The organism is Streptomyces geranii, assembly GCF_002954775.1.
In the GTDB taxonomy this organism is placed as follows: domain Bacteria; phylum Actinomycetota; class Actinomycetes; order Streptomycetales; family Streptomycetaceae; genus Streptomyces; species Streptomyces geranii.
Window position 1 is genome coordinate 1 of record NZ_PJME01000003.1, and the last position, 15266, is coordinate 15266.

The following is a 15266-nucleotide window of genomic DNA, read 5'->3' on the forward strand; positions in this document are numbered from 1 at the left end:
GCTTCGCACAGGTCCGTTACCAGTCCTGCACGCCTCGCCGGGGGCCCGCCACCTTGGTCACTTGGCGGGGAAGATCTCCTTCCTCTGGAATGTCTTCACTGGACCTGAGCGGCTTTCAGGCCGCACCCATCTCCCCGTAATAGAAGTCGGCGGCCCCAGGCTCATGCTTGCCATCCTCGAACGCTTTGCGCAGCGCGCGGTACACCGGCGCCAGTTGCAACGGCCCGACGCGCCCGGCGCCGAGCACTGCCACGTTCCAGCCCCGGGCCGCCGATGGCTCGCTCGCGCGCCAGTGGTGTTCTTCGGCGAGGGTGCGGCGCTGGGTGAACCGTACGGGGCGCCAGCCCCGCCAATGCACTGCGGGCGGGACCGTGTCGAAGACGCAGGCGCCCTCCAGTCGCAGCTGGTCCAGGTGCACGGTTCCGGTGAACAGGCATCCCGCGAGGTCGACGTCGGCGAGGACCAGGTGGGCCGCGTCCACCCCGCGCAACGAGGCCATCCGCACCGCAGCGTCGGGCGCATCGGCAAGAACCTGTTCGTCCACCGGCTGCCCGTCGGGGAGTACAAACGGATTGGCCTCCGCGGCGATCGTGAGGGGGTATTCGAAGACAGCGTGGGCGAAGTCCACTGTGGCGTAGCGCAGACGCAACTCGGCCGTTGATGTCCAGCGGGTTCGCAAGCACTCCAGTCGGCGCGCGGCGAACGAGAGGTTCGCTGGGCCGCTGAACATTGCCTCGGAGAGCACAAACCGCCCGGCGCACACCAAAGGGCCGAGGGCGACCCGCCGCTCGAAGGTTGCCTCATCGAACCTAGCGTCGCCCTCGAAAACTGCCGACCGGAAGTGGGCGGCACCCTGGAAGATTGCGTACCCGAATGAGGCGTGACCCTCGAAGGTCACCTGCCCGAACTGGCTGGTGCCCTGGAAGGCCGCCCGTACAAAAGACGCGTCATGGAAGGTCGCTGAGTCGAACTGGGCGAGGTGCTCGAAGGTCGCCGAGTCGAACTTGGTGATGCCCTGGAAGGTTGCCGAGTCGAACCACGCGAGGTCGTGGAAGGTCGCCGATCTGAACCCGGCGTAGCCCTCGAAGGCCGCCGAGTCGAAATGGGCGTATCCCTTGAAGATCGCCGACTCGAACCGACCGAGGCCCTCGAAGACCGCCCAGTCGAACGATGCGAGGTCATGGAAGGTCGCCGAGTCGAACCAGGCGTGGCCCTGGAAGGTCGCCCTTACGAATTGGGCATCGTCTTGGAAGGTCGCCGAGTCAAACCGGACTTCGCCGAGGCGGGGGTGTCCGGTGGCGGGGTCTAGGAGGGCGTTGAGGAGGGCATGGAGAAGGGGTCCGGTGAAGGAGGTGCCGCGATGGTCGATGTCGGCGCCGGGTGTCAGGCCATCCAGGTAGGCATCGCGGTCGGCATCGGCCAGATGGGCGAGGCACGCCGTGTGACCAGGGGCGTGAATGCCGAGGCAGCCGACCGTGTCCTCCGGGGTAGTGCCGTGGGCACAGTGCGGCCAGTCAGGCGGAGTCGGGGACGGTTCAGGGCTCGGGTGTGGCATACCCGAAGGACGATCGAGCACGGTCGTTGGTTGCCGAGTTCGTCTCCGACATGGCCAGCACTGAGATCTTCGCTGCGGCACTGAAGGGCGTATTGAACTGAATCGTGCGCTTCTGAAATCTTCCGTGCGTTCCGACGAAATTCTGCCTACGGCAGGTGAGTTGAGGCGTATGTAGGCTCCAGAATCGCGGAACTCGCGCGCTTTCACGGGTGGGGTCCTCGACGCGGACCTCCGGTTGTTCGGAGACGAGCGGGGCCACGATGAGGCGCCAGCGTTCCTGCTGCACGTGCACGTACACGAGGGCGCGGTGTGGTCCAGTGGGTGTCACGCGCTCTCCGAAGGTGGTTCGGTCTGGCGCCGGCTCGTCGTCATCAGAGGCTGAGGGGGCGGCCCGCCGCAATCGCCGCACGGATGCGCGCTTCGATCTCCGCTCCGGACTCCCCACCCTCCTGGGCGGCGTGGCTCGTTTCCCGCGTCAGCGTGGTCGAGAGCTCCGACGGCTTCGAGTTTCTCCGCCTGGTCGACGCTACCGCCAACTACCTCATCTACACTCGCTGGCGCGACGAGGAACCTTTTCATGCCTGGATGGAGGGCCCCACGAAGCAGTCCCACCAAGCCAGCGACCGGGCCTGCAGCAACCGTCCCAAGCCGGCCGCTTCCGGGTCCACCGTCTGACCCATCGAGGTCATCCAGCAGACGGGCCCGAAAACCGAAGCCGGACCTGGAACTCCCGACCAAAGATGTCCCGGCCGGGAACCACTGAAATCCCACAAGACGCCCTCACGCCCCGACGAGTGCGACTACTCTCAGACACCATGAGTGACCACATGTATGTACATGTACCGGCAGATTTCTGGGAGTTGCTTGAAAAAGCGGACTTCGACGAGGTGGAGACCGGCTCCCGCTCCACCGAACAGTGGTCCTCGGTGGCCGAGGCCGTACTGTCCGTCGGAAACGACGGCCTTGCGGTCACAGCCAACCTGGTGGGTGTCTACCTCGCCCGTGAGCAGATCGGGGACTTCGTCCGAAAGGCCGGCGCCTGGCTCGGGTTCCGCGTTCCGGGCGGCGACCCGGCCGTACCGCCGCTCGTGTTCACGATCACCACGGGGCCGCCGGGGACCGAGGTCCGTATCGAGATCAGCTCCACGCCGGGCCCGGACGGCACGCCGGTCCTCGACACGGCCGCGCTCACCGGCGCCATCGTGTCCGCCCTCGACTCCCCCTCCCGCACCTCCAACTGACCCCGGTGATGGGATTCTTCACCGCGCGCCGAGAGGCCGAATACGAGCGGGTCCAGCAGGCCATCGCCGTATTGCAGGCCCGAGGCCAACGCGAGGGCACCGCCGCCGTGGTCGACGACTCCTGGAAGCTCATGCGGCAGTGCTTCGACAAAATGGCGCTGGGCAAGACGTGGTACGCCCCGCTCGTGCTGACCAGTTCCCGGGTCTCCTTCGGCATGCACGCCGATCTGGGCCAATGGTTCTTCGCGGCCTGCTCCAGCCTGTCCTTCGGTACAGGTGTGGTCGCGCTCGACGCCCTATGCACGAAGCGTGGACTGCCGTTCCCCGAGGAACTGCACCCCGACATCCAGCTGATGGCGGACCTGGCACCGAGCGTGGCGCACCGTGCCGGGGTCCCGCTGGCCGGCTACCTCGTCGCGGAGTCCCTGACCGGCCTGCGCATGGGCGACCGCACCATCGCACGGGAACTCTCCGCCTACCTCGGCAGCGAAGACTCCCTACGGCGGCTGCGCGCGATCCACCGCGATATGAAGGAGACCGCCAAGCAGGCACGACGCAGCCTTTCGGACACCACCAGCGTCGACACCGTCGCCGCGCTGCGGGCGCAGGCGGACGAGATGATGATCGGCGACCTGGACGCGACACTCACGGCCTTCTCAAAAGGGAACATCCTCTCAGGGGCACAGACGGTGTCTGCCGTTCTCGGGGCAAGCAAAGTGGCCCGCTCGGTCATCTACGTGGCACCCGGTCCCGGATTCGGGACGGCGATCCGGCTGGAGGCACCTGAGACGGGCCGCGAGTTGTGCGAGAGCGTCGAACTGCCCGGACTGGGGCTGGAAGCCGTCCGGGACCTGCTCAAGAAGCTGCGCGCGGTCCTGGAGTCGGACGAGCGACGGAAGACGGTCCGGGACAACGCGGTGCGCGAGGCGCACGCCGCCGTGGGCGACGCCTTGTGGAAGCCACTGCTCACCGCCTGGCCGGAACTCGCGGGCGGACGCGTTGCTTTGGTCCCTCTGGGCGAGAGCGCGCTGCTGCCGCTGTACACGGCCCCCGTGGACGGCGTTCCGGTCTGCGGCCTCATCGACCTCACCGTCGTACCCTCCGGCAACGCCCTGATGTTCGCGAGTGCCTGGCCCCGGCCGTCGCAGATCGAACCCCTGGTCGTGGCGGATCCCTGGTACCACGACGGAGTGGGCGGTGTACCGATTCCGTTCACCGTGTCGGAGGCCCGGCAGGTGGCCGCCGTGCACGGTGTGTCGCCCGTGATCCTGCGTGGGCAGGAGGAGTCGGTCAATGAGGACAGTACGGACCGCCTGCGCGGCCTCTTGTGGTCGCCCGCTTCGTCCGGGAGTACGGGGCCCGTGCCGCAGGACCTGGCCCGCCAGATGTCCGCCGCGAACCTCGTTCACCTCGCCGGCCACGGCTTGCTCGACGCGGTGAACCCGCTGGAGTCCGCGGTGCTGCTGGGCCGCCCGCTGCCGCTGTCCGCGCTCCTCGAACACGACCTGCGCCGGGGCGCGACGGTCGTCCTCTCCGCCTGTCACCTGGCCGGCATCGGAACCCGGCTGCCCGGCGAACAACTCGGCTTCCCTGCGGCGCTGCTCGCCATGGGGGCAAGCTCCGTGATCGCCGCCCTGTGGTCCGTGCCGGACTCCCCGCAGACCGTCCAGTTGATGTCCACGTTCCATGAGGAACTCACCCGCGGAGCTCCCCCCTCGGCCGCGCTCGGGACCGCCGTCGCCCACGCCGCATCCTCCGGCGCTCGTCCGACAGTCTGGGGCCCTTTCACCCACTTCGGCGCGTAGGGCCCGTTCGGCGGATCATGCCAAGCAGGAGAGGGCCCACGCACTCTCACCGCCGGCTCATCGGGCGTCCCACCCCGAGCTGGCATGATCCGAACGGCAAGCACGGCCGCTGCAGATCGTCCGGGAACGGCGGGCCGAAATCCACGAAGCCTCCTGAAGCTCGCCTGCTGCCTCATCACCCACCGACAACTCAGAGCATTGCGCTGACACGCGGGCGCTAAGCTGCTGGTCCCATCATGGATGTCCGTGGCTCATGCCATGATCCGGCCTCATGAGTGACCTTTCGCTTTCACCCGCTTGGCTGGCCTCTTGGGCAGACAGAGTCTCCGGGGCCCTCGCGGCAATGACAGGTGAGTTCGAGCGTCAGCACGGCTTTCCCCCAGGCACCAACGAGGTCCGGCTGGCCAGCCACAACGATCAAACCACGGCTCGCGCGCTTGCCTGTCGACGATCAAGTTTTTCGGCTCTGGCGAAGATCTTGTGATCCACGCAGCGATGTTGATGTCGGAGTCTTGGAGTGACTGTCACGGCCTCGGAGCCGGGGGCCAGCAATCGGGTCCTGTTGCGCCAGTAGGTTGGGGACTATGGCACTGGCGCACATAGTTCTCACTTCAGGCCGCTCGATCGAGCTCTCGGACGTGCGACTGTCCTCGACGTATGGCGGAATGTTGGAGGGGTACCCGTTCCGGCGCTGGAACGACCTCACGCTGGAGCGCCTGCTCAGGAGCGTCGAGAAGGATCGTCCCTCAATTCCGGTGCACCTGGTCGCGCCGGTCCGGGACCTGCCCGACCTCCCTGCTGGTGGTTTCGGCCCGGTCGAACTGCTGCCTGCAGTGACGTGCGTTGGGTCGTTCACCTCTCAGCCGATCGATCCGGAACGAGAGTCGGTGCTGCACCACTCTGCACTGACCGTCGTGTGGTTCCAGGCGACTCCCGACATCCCGTCAGGTGAGGACGCCGATCACGGTCTCCGCAGCGTCTGCTGGGACGACGCCGCGAGAGACTTCGAACGTTAAGAAGGTCAGCTCCAGCGCGTTCGGGCGACCGGTTCTCCTGAAAATCCCGTGCTCCGGGGCCGGTCAGGTCAGGTCAGGTCAGGTCATGAGGAGTATCCGTTTGCGGAGCAGGTCGAGGTTGGCTCGGCCGTAGCCCTTCCGCTTGATCAGTTTGACGCGTGTCACGTGGCCCTCGACCTGGCCTGAGCTCCAGGAGGTGGAAAAGGCTGCGGTGACGGCGTCGATGTCGCGGCGCAGGCCGTTGACGAGGGAGTGCAGGGCGGGCAGATCGTCCGCGAGGACCCGGTCCAGCCAGTCGGGCAGGAGGTCGCTGCGGTGGTCGCGCATCATGATGGCGAAGTCGCGGACGTGGCGTGCGGCGGCGTCGAGTTCGGGGCAGGCGGTCCGGATCTCCTTCAGCTCGGCCGCGTCGGTCTCGGCGAGGTGCTCGGGATTCGTCATGATCCAGCGGACGACCCGGCGAGGCTTCGGCGCCGGCCGAGGTTCCGGAGGAGGTCCTGGCGGGTCCTTGAGGAGGGTGCTGTGGGGCTTCTTGAACGGGCGGAAGTAGCGCCGGACGCACTGGATGTCACCGGTGAAGCCCTGCTCGCGCAGTTCGCGGTGGAGCTGGGGAATGCTGTGGCAGCCCTCGGTCCACCGCTGGTGTAGGTAGGGCTTGAAATCGTCCAGTAGAGTCGCCCGGTTGGTGGCCTTGACCAGGAGTTCGTCGAGACTGCGGGCGCGGGCGAAGCGGCGCACGGTGGAGTGGTCGAGCCGCAGTTCACGGCGGATCGTGGCCAGGGTCTTGCCCTCGGCCAGCCGCTGCTGCACCGCCTCGTAGCGTTCGGTGGTGCGGGCCACCAGGCGCCGCGGGCGGCCCGCGAAGTCGAGCGTCCCGTCCGGCGGAACGAACGGGATGCTCTCCGCGATGGGCGGCTCCTCGGCGACCAGGTCCCCGGCGGCGTCCACCTTGGTGACCAGGGATGTCGCGAACGCGGCCCGGATGCAGCTGTGGTGGGCGCCGACCGTCCTCTCCAGCGCCTCGGCGAGGTTCCGCCACAGATGCCATCCGTCCGCGATCTGCTTCGCCTGAGGGGCTCCGGTGCGGGCGCCCTCCGCGTAGGCGCCGGCCCGGTCACGGCAAATGATCTCCACCTCGGGGTGCCCGCGCAGCCAGTCGGCCAGCGGTGCGGCGTCCCGGCCGGCCAGTACATCGAGCGGTCGGCGGGCCTCCAGGTCGACGAGGATGGTGGCGTACGAATCGCCCTTGCGCAGCGCGAAATCGTCCACACCCAGCACTCTGACCTGGGCCGGAGGCGGCTCAGGGGCAGCGCGAAGGAGATGCAGGAGCGTGTCCTTCTCGACGCGGATGCTCAACGAGTTGGCAAGCCGAGCCCCGGGACGGCCCGCCAGCGTCAGGGCGATCGAGGTAAGCACCGCTCGCAGCAGCGGGGTGTAGCGGGCGTGCGGGCTGGTCAGCCCCTCAATCTGCTCGGCGAACGTCACCGCCGGGCAACGGGAGTTGAGGCACTTGAAGCGCCGCACCAAGAGCTCGATCACGACAGGGGCCGCACCGAGGGGTGCGTCAGCGAGGCAGCGCAGGTACCGGCCGTGCACCCGCCAGGAAGGCATGGCACAGGACGTACATCTCGCAGGCAGCGTCCTGCACGACGTGCGAAACGTGACCACCCCAGCGGCCCGCTCGATGGACTCCACGACCACATCCGCTAAAGGAGGCAGTAACCGCCCCAAATCCCCTGAACCGCACACCCGGTAGATGCCCAGTTCAGCCGGGTGCCATCACAAGATCGTCGACAGAGCCGAATTGCGCGATCGTTCACACTGGCCCAAGCGGGCCTCATCACTGCTGACGTGGTCACTTTCTACGACAGCATCGGTGACGTCACCTGGCCGGACGTCGGCAACGGCTACTTCCTCGACCCGGCAGGTGACGTCCTTCTGCGACTCCAGGAGCACGACGCTGTCGCTGTCGGCGCGGACCAGAAGGTGGCCATCGGCTCAAACGGCGGCGGCCTCTCCTACGTCGTCGGCCCTGATGGATCGGTTCATCGGACGCAAACGGCATCACTGGACGAACCGGAACCCGACAAGGTAGCCAATGACCTGCGGCAGTTCTTGGAACTGCTGGAGCGATCCCTGACGCGGTTCGTCGCCGACGGCGAGTCGGGATCTCTGTACGTCGATGACAACTCGGCAATGCCCGGCGAGTGCAGCGGCAGGGGTTAGGCCCGGGTGAGGGCGAGCCGTGCCGGAGCGGCGGTGAGCATCAGCGGGGCCCGGGGCGGAGCCGGAGCGCGGAGCGGTCCCGGTAGGGCCAGATGGCGACGTGGGGCCGTGCCTCCGTAGAACGCCCCGATCCGTACGAACTGCCTCAGCAACTCGGCATCGAGCAACTCAGCAATGCTCAGCGAGTGCCACGTCAAACGCCACGGCAGGGGATAGGCCCGTGTGAGGGCGAGCCGTGCCGGAGCGGCGGTGAGCATCAGCGGGGCCCGCGGCGGAGCCGGAGCGGGTGGATCGGGTCGTTCCACGGACTCTGGGGCGGCCTGCGGCGGCGTCCGGTCCGGAGCGCGGAGCGGGCCCGGTCCGGCCGGGTCGCGACGTGGGGCCGTGCCTCCGGGGCCGTCCGCCGGGTTGCGTACCGGGCCGCGCGGCCGCCGACCGGGACGGCCTCGTCGGCGCACGTCCGCGGGTGTCGCTGCCCGATGCCGGACGGCGGCGTACCCGTCCGCCACCCCGGACGGCGCCTGCGCCCGGGCTGCCGCGCCCGACCGCACGGCGTCCGCGAACCGTTCCGCTTCCTCCCGGATCGCCCGCACTTCGGCCTCGGTACCCGCCCGCAGCTTGCCCGCGTACCGTTCCGCTTCCTCTCGGATCGCCCGTGCTTCGGCCTCGGACCGGACCAGGAGGGCAGCCGCCTCGGCAGCGGTGGCCTGGTTCCTGGGAGCCGCCCAGGGGGGCGTACGGACAGCGTCCAGTTCTGTGTCGATGAGGAGGATGACATCCGCCGCGCTCTGCGGTCGGTCGGCGGGATCCTTGGCGAGCAGCCGCATGACGAGATCCGCCGCACCGGTGGGCAATTCGATCACCTGCAGCGGGTCGGGCGTGGCGCAGAGGTGTAGGCGACGGATTTCGTCGGGGCTGCCCTCCTGGAATGGCCGCCTTCCGCTCAGCCCCTCGTAGAGGAGACAGCCCAAGGAGTAGAGATCGGAGCGGTGGTCGAGGTCGTCAGCTTGCTGGATATGCTCCGGCGACATGTACGCGGCGGTGCCAATGGCCTCTCTGCCGGTCTGCACCAACCGGAGGGAGGTGTCGAGGAACTTCGCGATGCCGAAGTCGAGCAGCTTGATTACGCCGCCGTCGGTCCGCATGATGTTGGCGGGTTTGATGTCCCGGTGCACGACATCGAAGGAGTGGACGGTATCGAGGGCGTTCGCGATCTGGCGCCCCCAATTCAGCACGTCGTGCCAGGGCGGCTTGTTCTCTCGAAACACCGAGGCCAGGTCCTGCCCCTCGATGTGCTCCATGATCAGGAACAGGGTCTGGCGGCCTTCAATCTCATGCTTCCCCCAGTCATGAAGGATCGCGATGTGCGGGTGGATCTGATGGCCCAGGGCTCGGACTTCCTGGAGGAAGCGCTGTTCCTGGTCATCCTCCGAGTCGCTCACCAGGTGCACGAGTTTGGCTGCTACGTCACGGCCGATGTGCTCGTCGTGGGCGGTCCACACTTCCCCCATGCCGCCTTTGCCGAGCCGGTAGACGAGTTCGTACCGGTTGCGCAGCCGTATCCCCCGCATCGCTGCCCTCCCACGTGTGCGACGTCGGCCCCGAGGCCCCGTTCCGTTCCGAGTATGGGCCTCTTGCCCGCCGGAGCGCGAGGACCGGCCGGTGGCTTGTCGGCCGTATGCGGAGTGCTGGTAACGATCGATTCATTGTCCACTCCGGGATGGCGCTGACACGCTCGTCTTACCGCCACCAGGTGAGCGTGCGTCGGCTCCACCACCGCGTACAAGATCCTGGCCAGCGATCGGGCGGTCAGGAAGTGCGGCCAGGGCTCCGAAGTTCGCACCTCAACCTGCCGATCGGTGATGGCGCGCTGCACAGCGCCTGGTCCTCGACTCACCGAAGTAAATGTTGCAGCAGTCCATCCGAGCCGCAGCAACCTTTACCGATCAACGCCCGTTCGAGGCACTTGAACAACGGGCCGTCCGTGCCCGACACGCCTCTGATATCCGGAAGGCACGGGCCCTCGGACCTACTTGCCGTACATGCCTTCTCCGAACTACGAGATCTCGGTCTCGACCGGATTATGCAACCGTGCTCCGGCATGGCCGTTCGCTCGGTCGGGACTGCACTGCAGTGGCTAGAGTCGCGCCATGGAACCTGGCGAGTTGAGCGAAGAAGCACGCGTCGAGATGCGCCGCGCGCTAGTGGATAAGGCTTATCGGGCCGCTCGGCACCAGTACGTATCCACGACCTTGGCCGCCATGGTCAACATCGAGAGCTGGCTTGCCGTCGACTCTTGGCTGGGGGCTGGCAAGCTCGCAGACACCAAGCTGCGACCGACACCCGATGAGGTGAGCTACTCAGCGTTCCGTGCGGTGTCCACGGTCGTATGCATGAGCACCGAACTGGCTGATGCCGCAGTCGCGATGGCTGAGAAGGAGCGGTACTACGCAGTAGGTGCAGTGATCCGTCAACTCATCGAGTGTGAGTACCTGCTGGCACTGTTCAGCGAGGACCTAGACCATGCTCGCGGGTGGTTCGAAAGCACGCCCGAGCAGGTCCGTTCGATGTTCGCGCCGACAAGAATGCGGAAGCTGACCGGGAAGTTCTCCAACGAGGAGTACTGGAATCACTGCTCCACCGGCGGACACCCTGCTCCGAAGGGCATCGGCTTGCTGCAAATGATGGATCCTCCCCGGAAGCAGTGGCCATATGCCAGCGCTGAACTCCTGATTGACTTGGGCCTGCATCTGCATCGCATCTGGAAGGCCATGGATCAACTCCTCATGAACCACCACGCCAGATATGAGGCCGTTCGAGCCGATCAGCGTGACCAGGCCGAACGCGCATGGGTGACTTGGCAGGAGGCGGATCCTGTAGTCGCGGTTCTGATCGAAGCGTGGCGAATCGGCTGAACTAACTCAGGCAGCACGAAATGCTTCATATCCCTGTCGGGGCGCTATTCACCGGGCATGCTGGGAAGATAGCAGAATCCTCGTCTGGTCTGCGAGAACTCGTGAGTAGTTCGGTCAACACGCCTGAAGCCTTCCAGGCACCCGAGATAAGAGCCCGCAAGGCGCGTTCTGCTAAGCGCTGTAAGAGTCATCCGTGGGAAAGCGTGACCTCACTAACGATGCGGCGACGGTCGCAAGCCGGGAAAAGGGACGACGTTGGCCGCCGGGAGTGCGAGCTGCTCGCGGAGCTGTTGGTTCTCTAACGCCAGTGTGGTGAGAGCCTCCACTAGCCCCTGGACGTCGGCGCGCAATTGCGTAAGCTCCTTCGTGTCGTTGGCACGTAGCTCCTTCAGTTTGACGATCCGTTTGCGCAGTCGAACCTCGTTGTCGGGAGTCTGCCCGCGGGCCCGGACCTTCTCATAGAATTCGTTCTTCAGATCCAGGTGACGCTGGGTCAGGGCATTCCTTGGCACATCCGCCTCGAGGGCCAACGCGACAATGGTCAAAGCGCCGTTGGAGCGTTCTGGGTTCCCGGCAAGGATTCGGTCCATGGCTGCTCGGATCCGGCCGCGTTCGTCGAGAGCCGGGCTCATCAGTTCGCCTCCTAGAGGGTAACGCGGGTGCGGTCGTGCTCGTCGGCCCAGGAACGGAGCTGGTCGGCGTTTGCCCGCAGCCGCTTGCCGAGTTCGTGGGGAGTATGGGCGGCCTGGCCCTCGATCCAGTCCGCCTTCTGGCGGAGCTGGGTGGCATGCTGGTCGGTGCGGACGGTGTTTGCACATCCGGGCACGCACCGATCCAGAGCCGGCGCTTGAACCTTGCTGTCCTTCGCGCAGAGTGCGCGATCGTGCTTGTAGAGGCAGAGCAGGAGGGCATGCGGGTTGTCGTAGAGTACAGCGCCGTCGCGAGCGAGGTACTTGCGGGCAAAGTCGGCTTTGACCTGCCGTCCTTCAAAGCGGGGTGCGCTGGCGGCAGTCAGCAGAGCCCGGCGGGCGGAGGGCCCGGAGACACCCTCGCCGCCGGCGAAGCGATCCCGCAGGTCGGTGGCCGTTTCGGCGGTGGCCAAGGCGGTCTCGACGGCCAGGATTTCGTGGATGCCGCCGCGGCCGCGAAGGGCATAGCCGCCGGAGGTGTCGGTGTCGGCGAACGCTGTGCGCATGTGGCCGTACTGGATGGCCAGGGCGATCAGCCCCCCGGGCTGGCGTGCGATATGCCAGGCCAGGGAACGGCGGAACCGGGACGTGCCGACTGCACCATGCGGATCGGGAGGGATGATCTCGCTGGCGAGGCTGAGCCGGACCGCTTCGTTGTTCACCCAGGCGACGAACTTTTTGATCCGCCTGCCAAGGGAGCTGGTCCGCAACGAGCCGGTCGAAGAGACGGTTCGTCGCAGATGGTGGATACCGCTGTCGAAGAGCAGAGCGCCGGGCTCAACGAACCGTTCCAGCACGCGGATCGCGTTGACGACCGGGCTGATCGCCACCCACGGAACGTCCCGCTCGGCTCCCCCCGGCAGATGGTTGCCTTCCCGGTCAAGGACACCCTTGTATTCGTGGCTGCGGATCAGGTGCCGCGGAATGCTGCCGTCGTCCTCCGGCTCGGGGTCGGGACAACAGCCGGCCCGCAGCCCGAGCACCTCCTCGGGACGCATCCCCGTCAGGTAGGCACAGACGATGAACGCCGCGGTGCCCAGATACTGCATGAGCTCGGGAGTCTCGTTCATGTCAATGGACTCCCGCCAGAGCCGACCGGCGATCGTTCCCTTGACTGGGGTGTCTAGCGGACAGGGGCCCGGCCGCTCCGCCGCAAGCTTCATCAACCCGTAAGTGTCCGCAGCTGTCTGGACCTGACTAAGCGAGGCGCCGGTCCGCGCGGCGAGGTACTGCCGTGCGAGCGTCGGTGAGCTCTTCGTCGTACTGGCGGGCAAAGGGGCCTTGCCCGCCAGGGCCGGCCGCAGGAAGGCATGCAGAGCCGTCAGGCCGTCCTTGCTGGTTGTATTGGCCTCGGCGGTCTCGGTGATGCACCGGGTCTCGGCCCAGGCGGCGAAGATGTCCTCGGCCAGGTCGTCAATGAACCGCAGGGCCCAGATCAGCAGCGGTCCCATCGTCGCCGGTGACAGGGGCTCACGCGAGTTCTCCACACCTTCCTCGCAGTCTTCGGCGGGCAGGTAGTCGCCGACACCTACCGCCTCCCACGGAGGCATACCGATCCCGCAAGGGCGGGCACTGAGCTGGTCGAACGCCCACAACCGGGACAGCGCAACGAGATCTGCCAGGACCTCGTGCCTGCCGCGACCCTCCTTCGTGCGGCCCGGCTTCAGCTTCTCGGGCCGTTCCACGGCCAGCAGTTTGGCGTACTCGTGCAAGGCGGCGGTGTCGCACTCCGCCAGGCTCGTGACCCCACGCTTCGCCAGCCACCGCGCGAGTCTCATCCATTCCCCGACCGTGGCGTGCACCGCCTGGGCACCGAGTCGTTCGCTCAGCCGTGACCCGTTTCCCCCTTTCTTGCCGCGTTTCTGGACGAAGGTCGGCCGCAGACGGCCGTTGATCAGGCACCAGGCCGCGAGTTTGACCTCCTCGACGAGGACCGACGGGCAGTGGCGCCAATGTAGCCAGTCCAGATGCTGGCTGGGGTTCTCGATCAGCGGAGCCAGGCACCAGGAACCGTGCGAGTAGCAGGAGTTCAGGTGTGCGTGGGACGCAAAGACACGCCCCGGCGGCACCACAAGAGTGCCCGGGCTGGGCAGAGGCAGGAGGTAGGGATCATCTTCGACGGCAACGGCGGTCATGGATTGAGCACTCCGTTCAGCAAGAGATCGACGATGTGGCGGTCGCGGTCCGTCACCCTCGCGAGGGCCTGCCGCCAGACGCCGTCACCGAGCTTGCGTTTGAGATCTGCCAGGCGTGCATGGTGGTTTTCCCAGTCACGAGCCCAGGCCGCTGGCGAGAGTACGGAGTGCAGATGCCCCAGGCACTGGTGCAGGTGCGTCAGCCGCGGGTGGTGCCCGGGATGAACATGGGCGTTCGTGCAGGCCAGGCAGAGCAAGAAGGAGGCGCCGCACCCTCCGCCAGCGGCTGGCCACGGACTTGCCTCCGGGTCCGAGCAGTCCGCTGTGGCGGTCTCGACGTCGCTGGGCTCGGGCGCATCCCGCAGCACGGCCGCCAGGATCGTGGCCTTGGCCTGGCGGACGGCCTCCTCGGCACCCTGGGCGATGACTGGTATCGCTTCGCGCTGAGCCCGCTTGTCGGCCAGGACATAGTGCCGCTCATTGGTGGCCCGCGAATGCTGGGCCGGCTCCCGACGCTGCACTGTGACCGTCCGCCGCCCTCGCCGAAACGGCGAACCCGCCAGGCCAGCCGCCTCCGCCCACCGGACGACATCTGAGTCCGACACCCCGAAGGCGAATGGGCCGACCGGCGCGGCACGCGTGACAGCGTGGCGATGGTTAGGACGAGACATCCGAGAAACGATCAGCCGGTCCGTACCGGGGGCGCGCCGTTCCACGCTGGCGCGGGCGAAGCGCGTGGCGGCGAGGGCCTGGGTGACCAGCCGCCCGGGGGAGTTGGCCCCCAGGTCGGTGACGTTCTCGCTCTCGAACCAATTCCCCGGTCCCCGCCTGGGCTTCACCAGGCCGACAGTATAGGTGGGCCGCCCATCAGCCCCCTGGTCGGCAGCGGCCTGCGGCACCGCCAAGCGGTCGATGACCGACAGATTCCAGCCGAACTCGGTCATCAGCAAGACGGCCAATGAGGCAGCCTCCATCCTCGACAAGTACAAGCGCTGCCATGTCACCTGGGGCGACGTCCCGCCCAGGGCGGTGATGTACTTGGACCGGATCGTGCGCTGGTTGCTGGGTAATACGTAGGTGGGCACCGATCCGGTGCGGGCTAGATGCTCCAGACACTCTCCAATGGTCCACTCCCGGCTCCCGTCAGCAAACTCCCCGGCATGCCAGCGTTCCAGATGGCGGGCGTTCTCCTCGATCCTGAGCAACGCGGAACGGAAGAGCGGCCGGGCCGCTCTGCGGACCGCTTCCAACTCCTCATCCTCGAAGGACTCCTGCCGTCTCACCGGCTTGCGGACGATCCGGGCGAGCTCGTCCGCCACAGGACCGGACTGCAATCGGCTGTCATCCCGCAGCAGCGAACGGACCGTCTCGAGCGTGGTCGCTCCGCTGACGGTGACCTGACGGCTCATGCGCCACTGCCGAAGCAGCCCGGCCGTCAACTGATCCAGGTCCTGGGGGCAGGGGTCCTGCTGCGACAGGAAGTCGGCGAAGACCTTCACATACGTCCACACCTGGCCGGACGTCCGGAGGGACTTCCACTTCCGGCGACACCGGCTGGCGAACAGGGCGGCAAGGGACCGCTGCAGCGAGTCAGGCACTGGCAGCAGGCCGAAGTCGTAGATGACGGCGATGCGGTAGTCATCGATGTGCACCACAGTCACTCCGTCGGCCTGCAGGGGCTCGT

Annotated in this window: 12 protein-coding genes and 1 pseudogene; 7 read left to right on the plus strand and 6 right to left on the minus strand. The window is 67.0% G+C overall.

Annotation, left to right across the window (positions count from 1 at the left end):
• Nucleotides 1-115: 115 nt before the first annotated feature.
• Nucleotides 116-1576 carry a pentapeptide repeat-containing protein gene (locus tag CW359_RS05110; RefSeq protein WP_232838228.1) on the minus strand — a complete coding sequence of 487 codons (1461 nt, stop codon included), beginning with the start codon at nt 1574-1576 and terminating at the stop codon, nt 116-118.
• 390 nt (nt 1577-1966) lie between these two features.
• Between CW359_RS05110 and CW359_RS46265 the strand changes: the two genes are divergently transcribed.
• From CW359_RS46265 to CW359_RS05135, 5 genes and pseudogenes are all read left to right on the plus strand, one after another.
• Nucleotides 1967-2230 (plus strand): antibiotic biosynthesis monooxygenase family protein, encoded by a 264-nt coding sequence (locus CW359_RS46265; protein WP_232838229.1) that lies wholly within the window; start codon nt 1967-1969, stop codon nt 2228-2230.
• A gap of 140 nt (nt 2231-2370) precedes the next feature.
• On the plus strand, nt 2371-2796 hold the full coding sequence (locus tag CW359_RS05120) for a hypothetical protein (RefSeq protein WP_157968497.1): 426 nt from the start codon (nt 2371-2373) through the stop codon (nt 2794-2796).
• An 8-nt stretch (nt 2797-2804) separates the two neighbouring features.
• Complete coding sequence (locus CW359_RS05125; RefSeq protein WP_105968550.1) at nt 2805-4601, plus strand: CHAT domain-containing protein; 1797 nt, start codon at nt 2805-2807, stop codon at nt 4599-4601.
• Nucleotides 4602-4704: 103 nt separating this feature from the next.
• Nucleotides 4705-4808: pseudogene (locus CW359_RS44945) on the plus strand (IS5/IS1182 family transposase); the annotation flags it as partial.
• A gap of 377 nt (nt 4809-5185) precedes the next feature.
• Complete coding sequence (locus CW359_RS05135) at nt 5186-5617, plus strand: PIN domain-containing protein (RefSeq protein ID WP_105968551.1); 432 nt, start codon at nt 5186-5188, stop codon at nt 5615-5617.
• A gap of 78 nt (nt 5618-5695) precedes the next feature.
• On the opposite strand, the gene CW359_RS05140 is transcribed toward CW359_RS05135, so the two are convergent.
• Complete coding sequence (locus CW359_RS05140) at nt 5696-7366, minus strand: ISL3 family transposase (RefSeq protein WP_232838230.1); 1671 nt, start codon at nt 7364-7366, stop codon at nt 5696-5698.
• A 102-nt stretch (nt 7367-7468) separates the two neighbouring features.
• On the opposite strand from CW359_RS05140, the gene CW359_RS05145 reads away from it, so the two are divergent.
• On the plus strand, nt 7469-7843 hold the full coding sequence (locus tag CW359_RS05145) for an SMI1/KNR4 family protein (RefSeq protein ID WP_232838231.1): 375 nt from the start codon (nt 7469-7471) through the stop codon (nt 7841-7843).
• On the opposite strand, the gene CW359_RS05150 is transcribed toward CW359_RS05145, so the two are convergent.
• A complete protein-coding gene (locus CW359_RS05150; protein ID WP_105968553.1) occupies nt 7840-9414 on the minus strand; it encodes a serine/threonine-protein kinase in 1575 nt (524 codons plus the stop codon). The genes CW359_RS05145 and CW359_RS05150 overlap by 4 nt on opposite strands.
• 579 nt (nt 9415-9993) lie before the next feature.
• On the opposite strand from CW359_RS05150, the gene CW359_RS05155 reads away from it, so the two are divergent.
• Entirely contained in the window at nt 9994-10758 is a 765-nt protein-coding gene (locus CW359_RS05155; protein WP_157968498.1) for a hypothetical protein, read from the plus strand.
• 212 nt (nt 10759-10970) lie between these two features.
• Here the strand turns inward: CW359_RS05155 and CW359_RS05160 are convergent, their stop codons facing one another.
• From CW359_RS05160 to CW359_RS05170, 3 genes are read right to left on the minus strand one after another with little or no spacing between them, the layout of a single operon-like run.
• On the minus strand, nt 10971-11390 hold the full coding sequence (locus CW359_RS05160; RefSeq protein WP_105968555.1) for a hypothetical protein: 420 nt from the start codon (nt 11388-11390) through the stop codon (nt 10971-10973).
• Between the two features lie 11 nt (nt 11391-11401).
• Nucleotides 11402-13582 carry a site-specific integrase gene (locus CW359_RS46270; RefSeq protein WP_105968556.1) on the minus strand — a complete coding sequence of 727 codons (2181 nt, stop codon included), beginning with the start codon at nt 13580-13582 and terminating at the stop codon, nt 11402-11404.
• Entirely contained in the window at nt 13579-15237 is a 1659-nt protein-coding gene (locus CW359_RS05170; RefSeq protein WP_232838232.1) for a hypothetical protein, read from the minus strand. Before CW359_RS05170 ends, CW359_RS46270 begins: the two co-directional genes overlap by 4 nt.
• Nucleotides 15238-15266 lie beyond the last annotated feature (29 nt).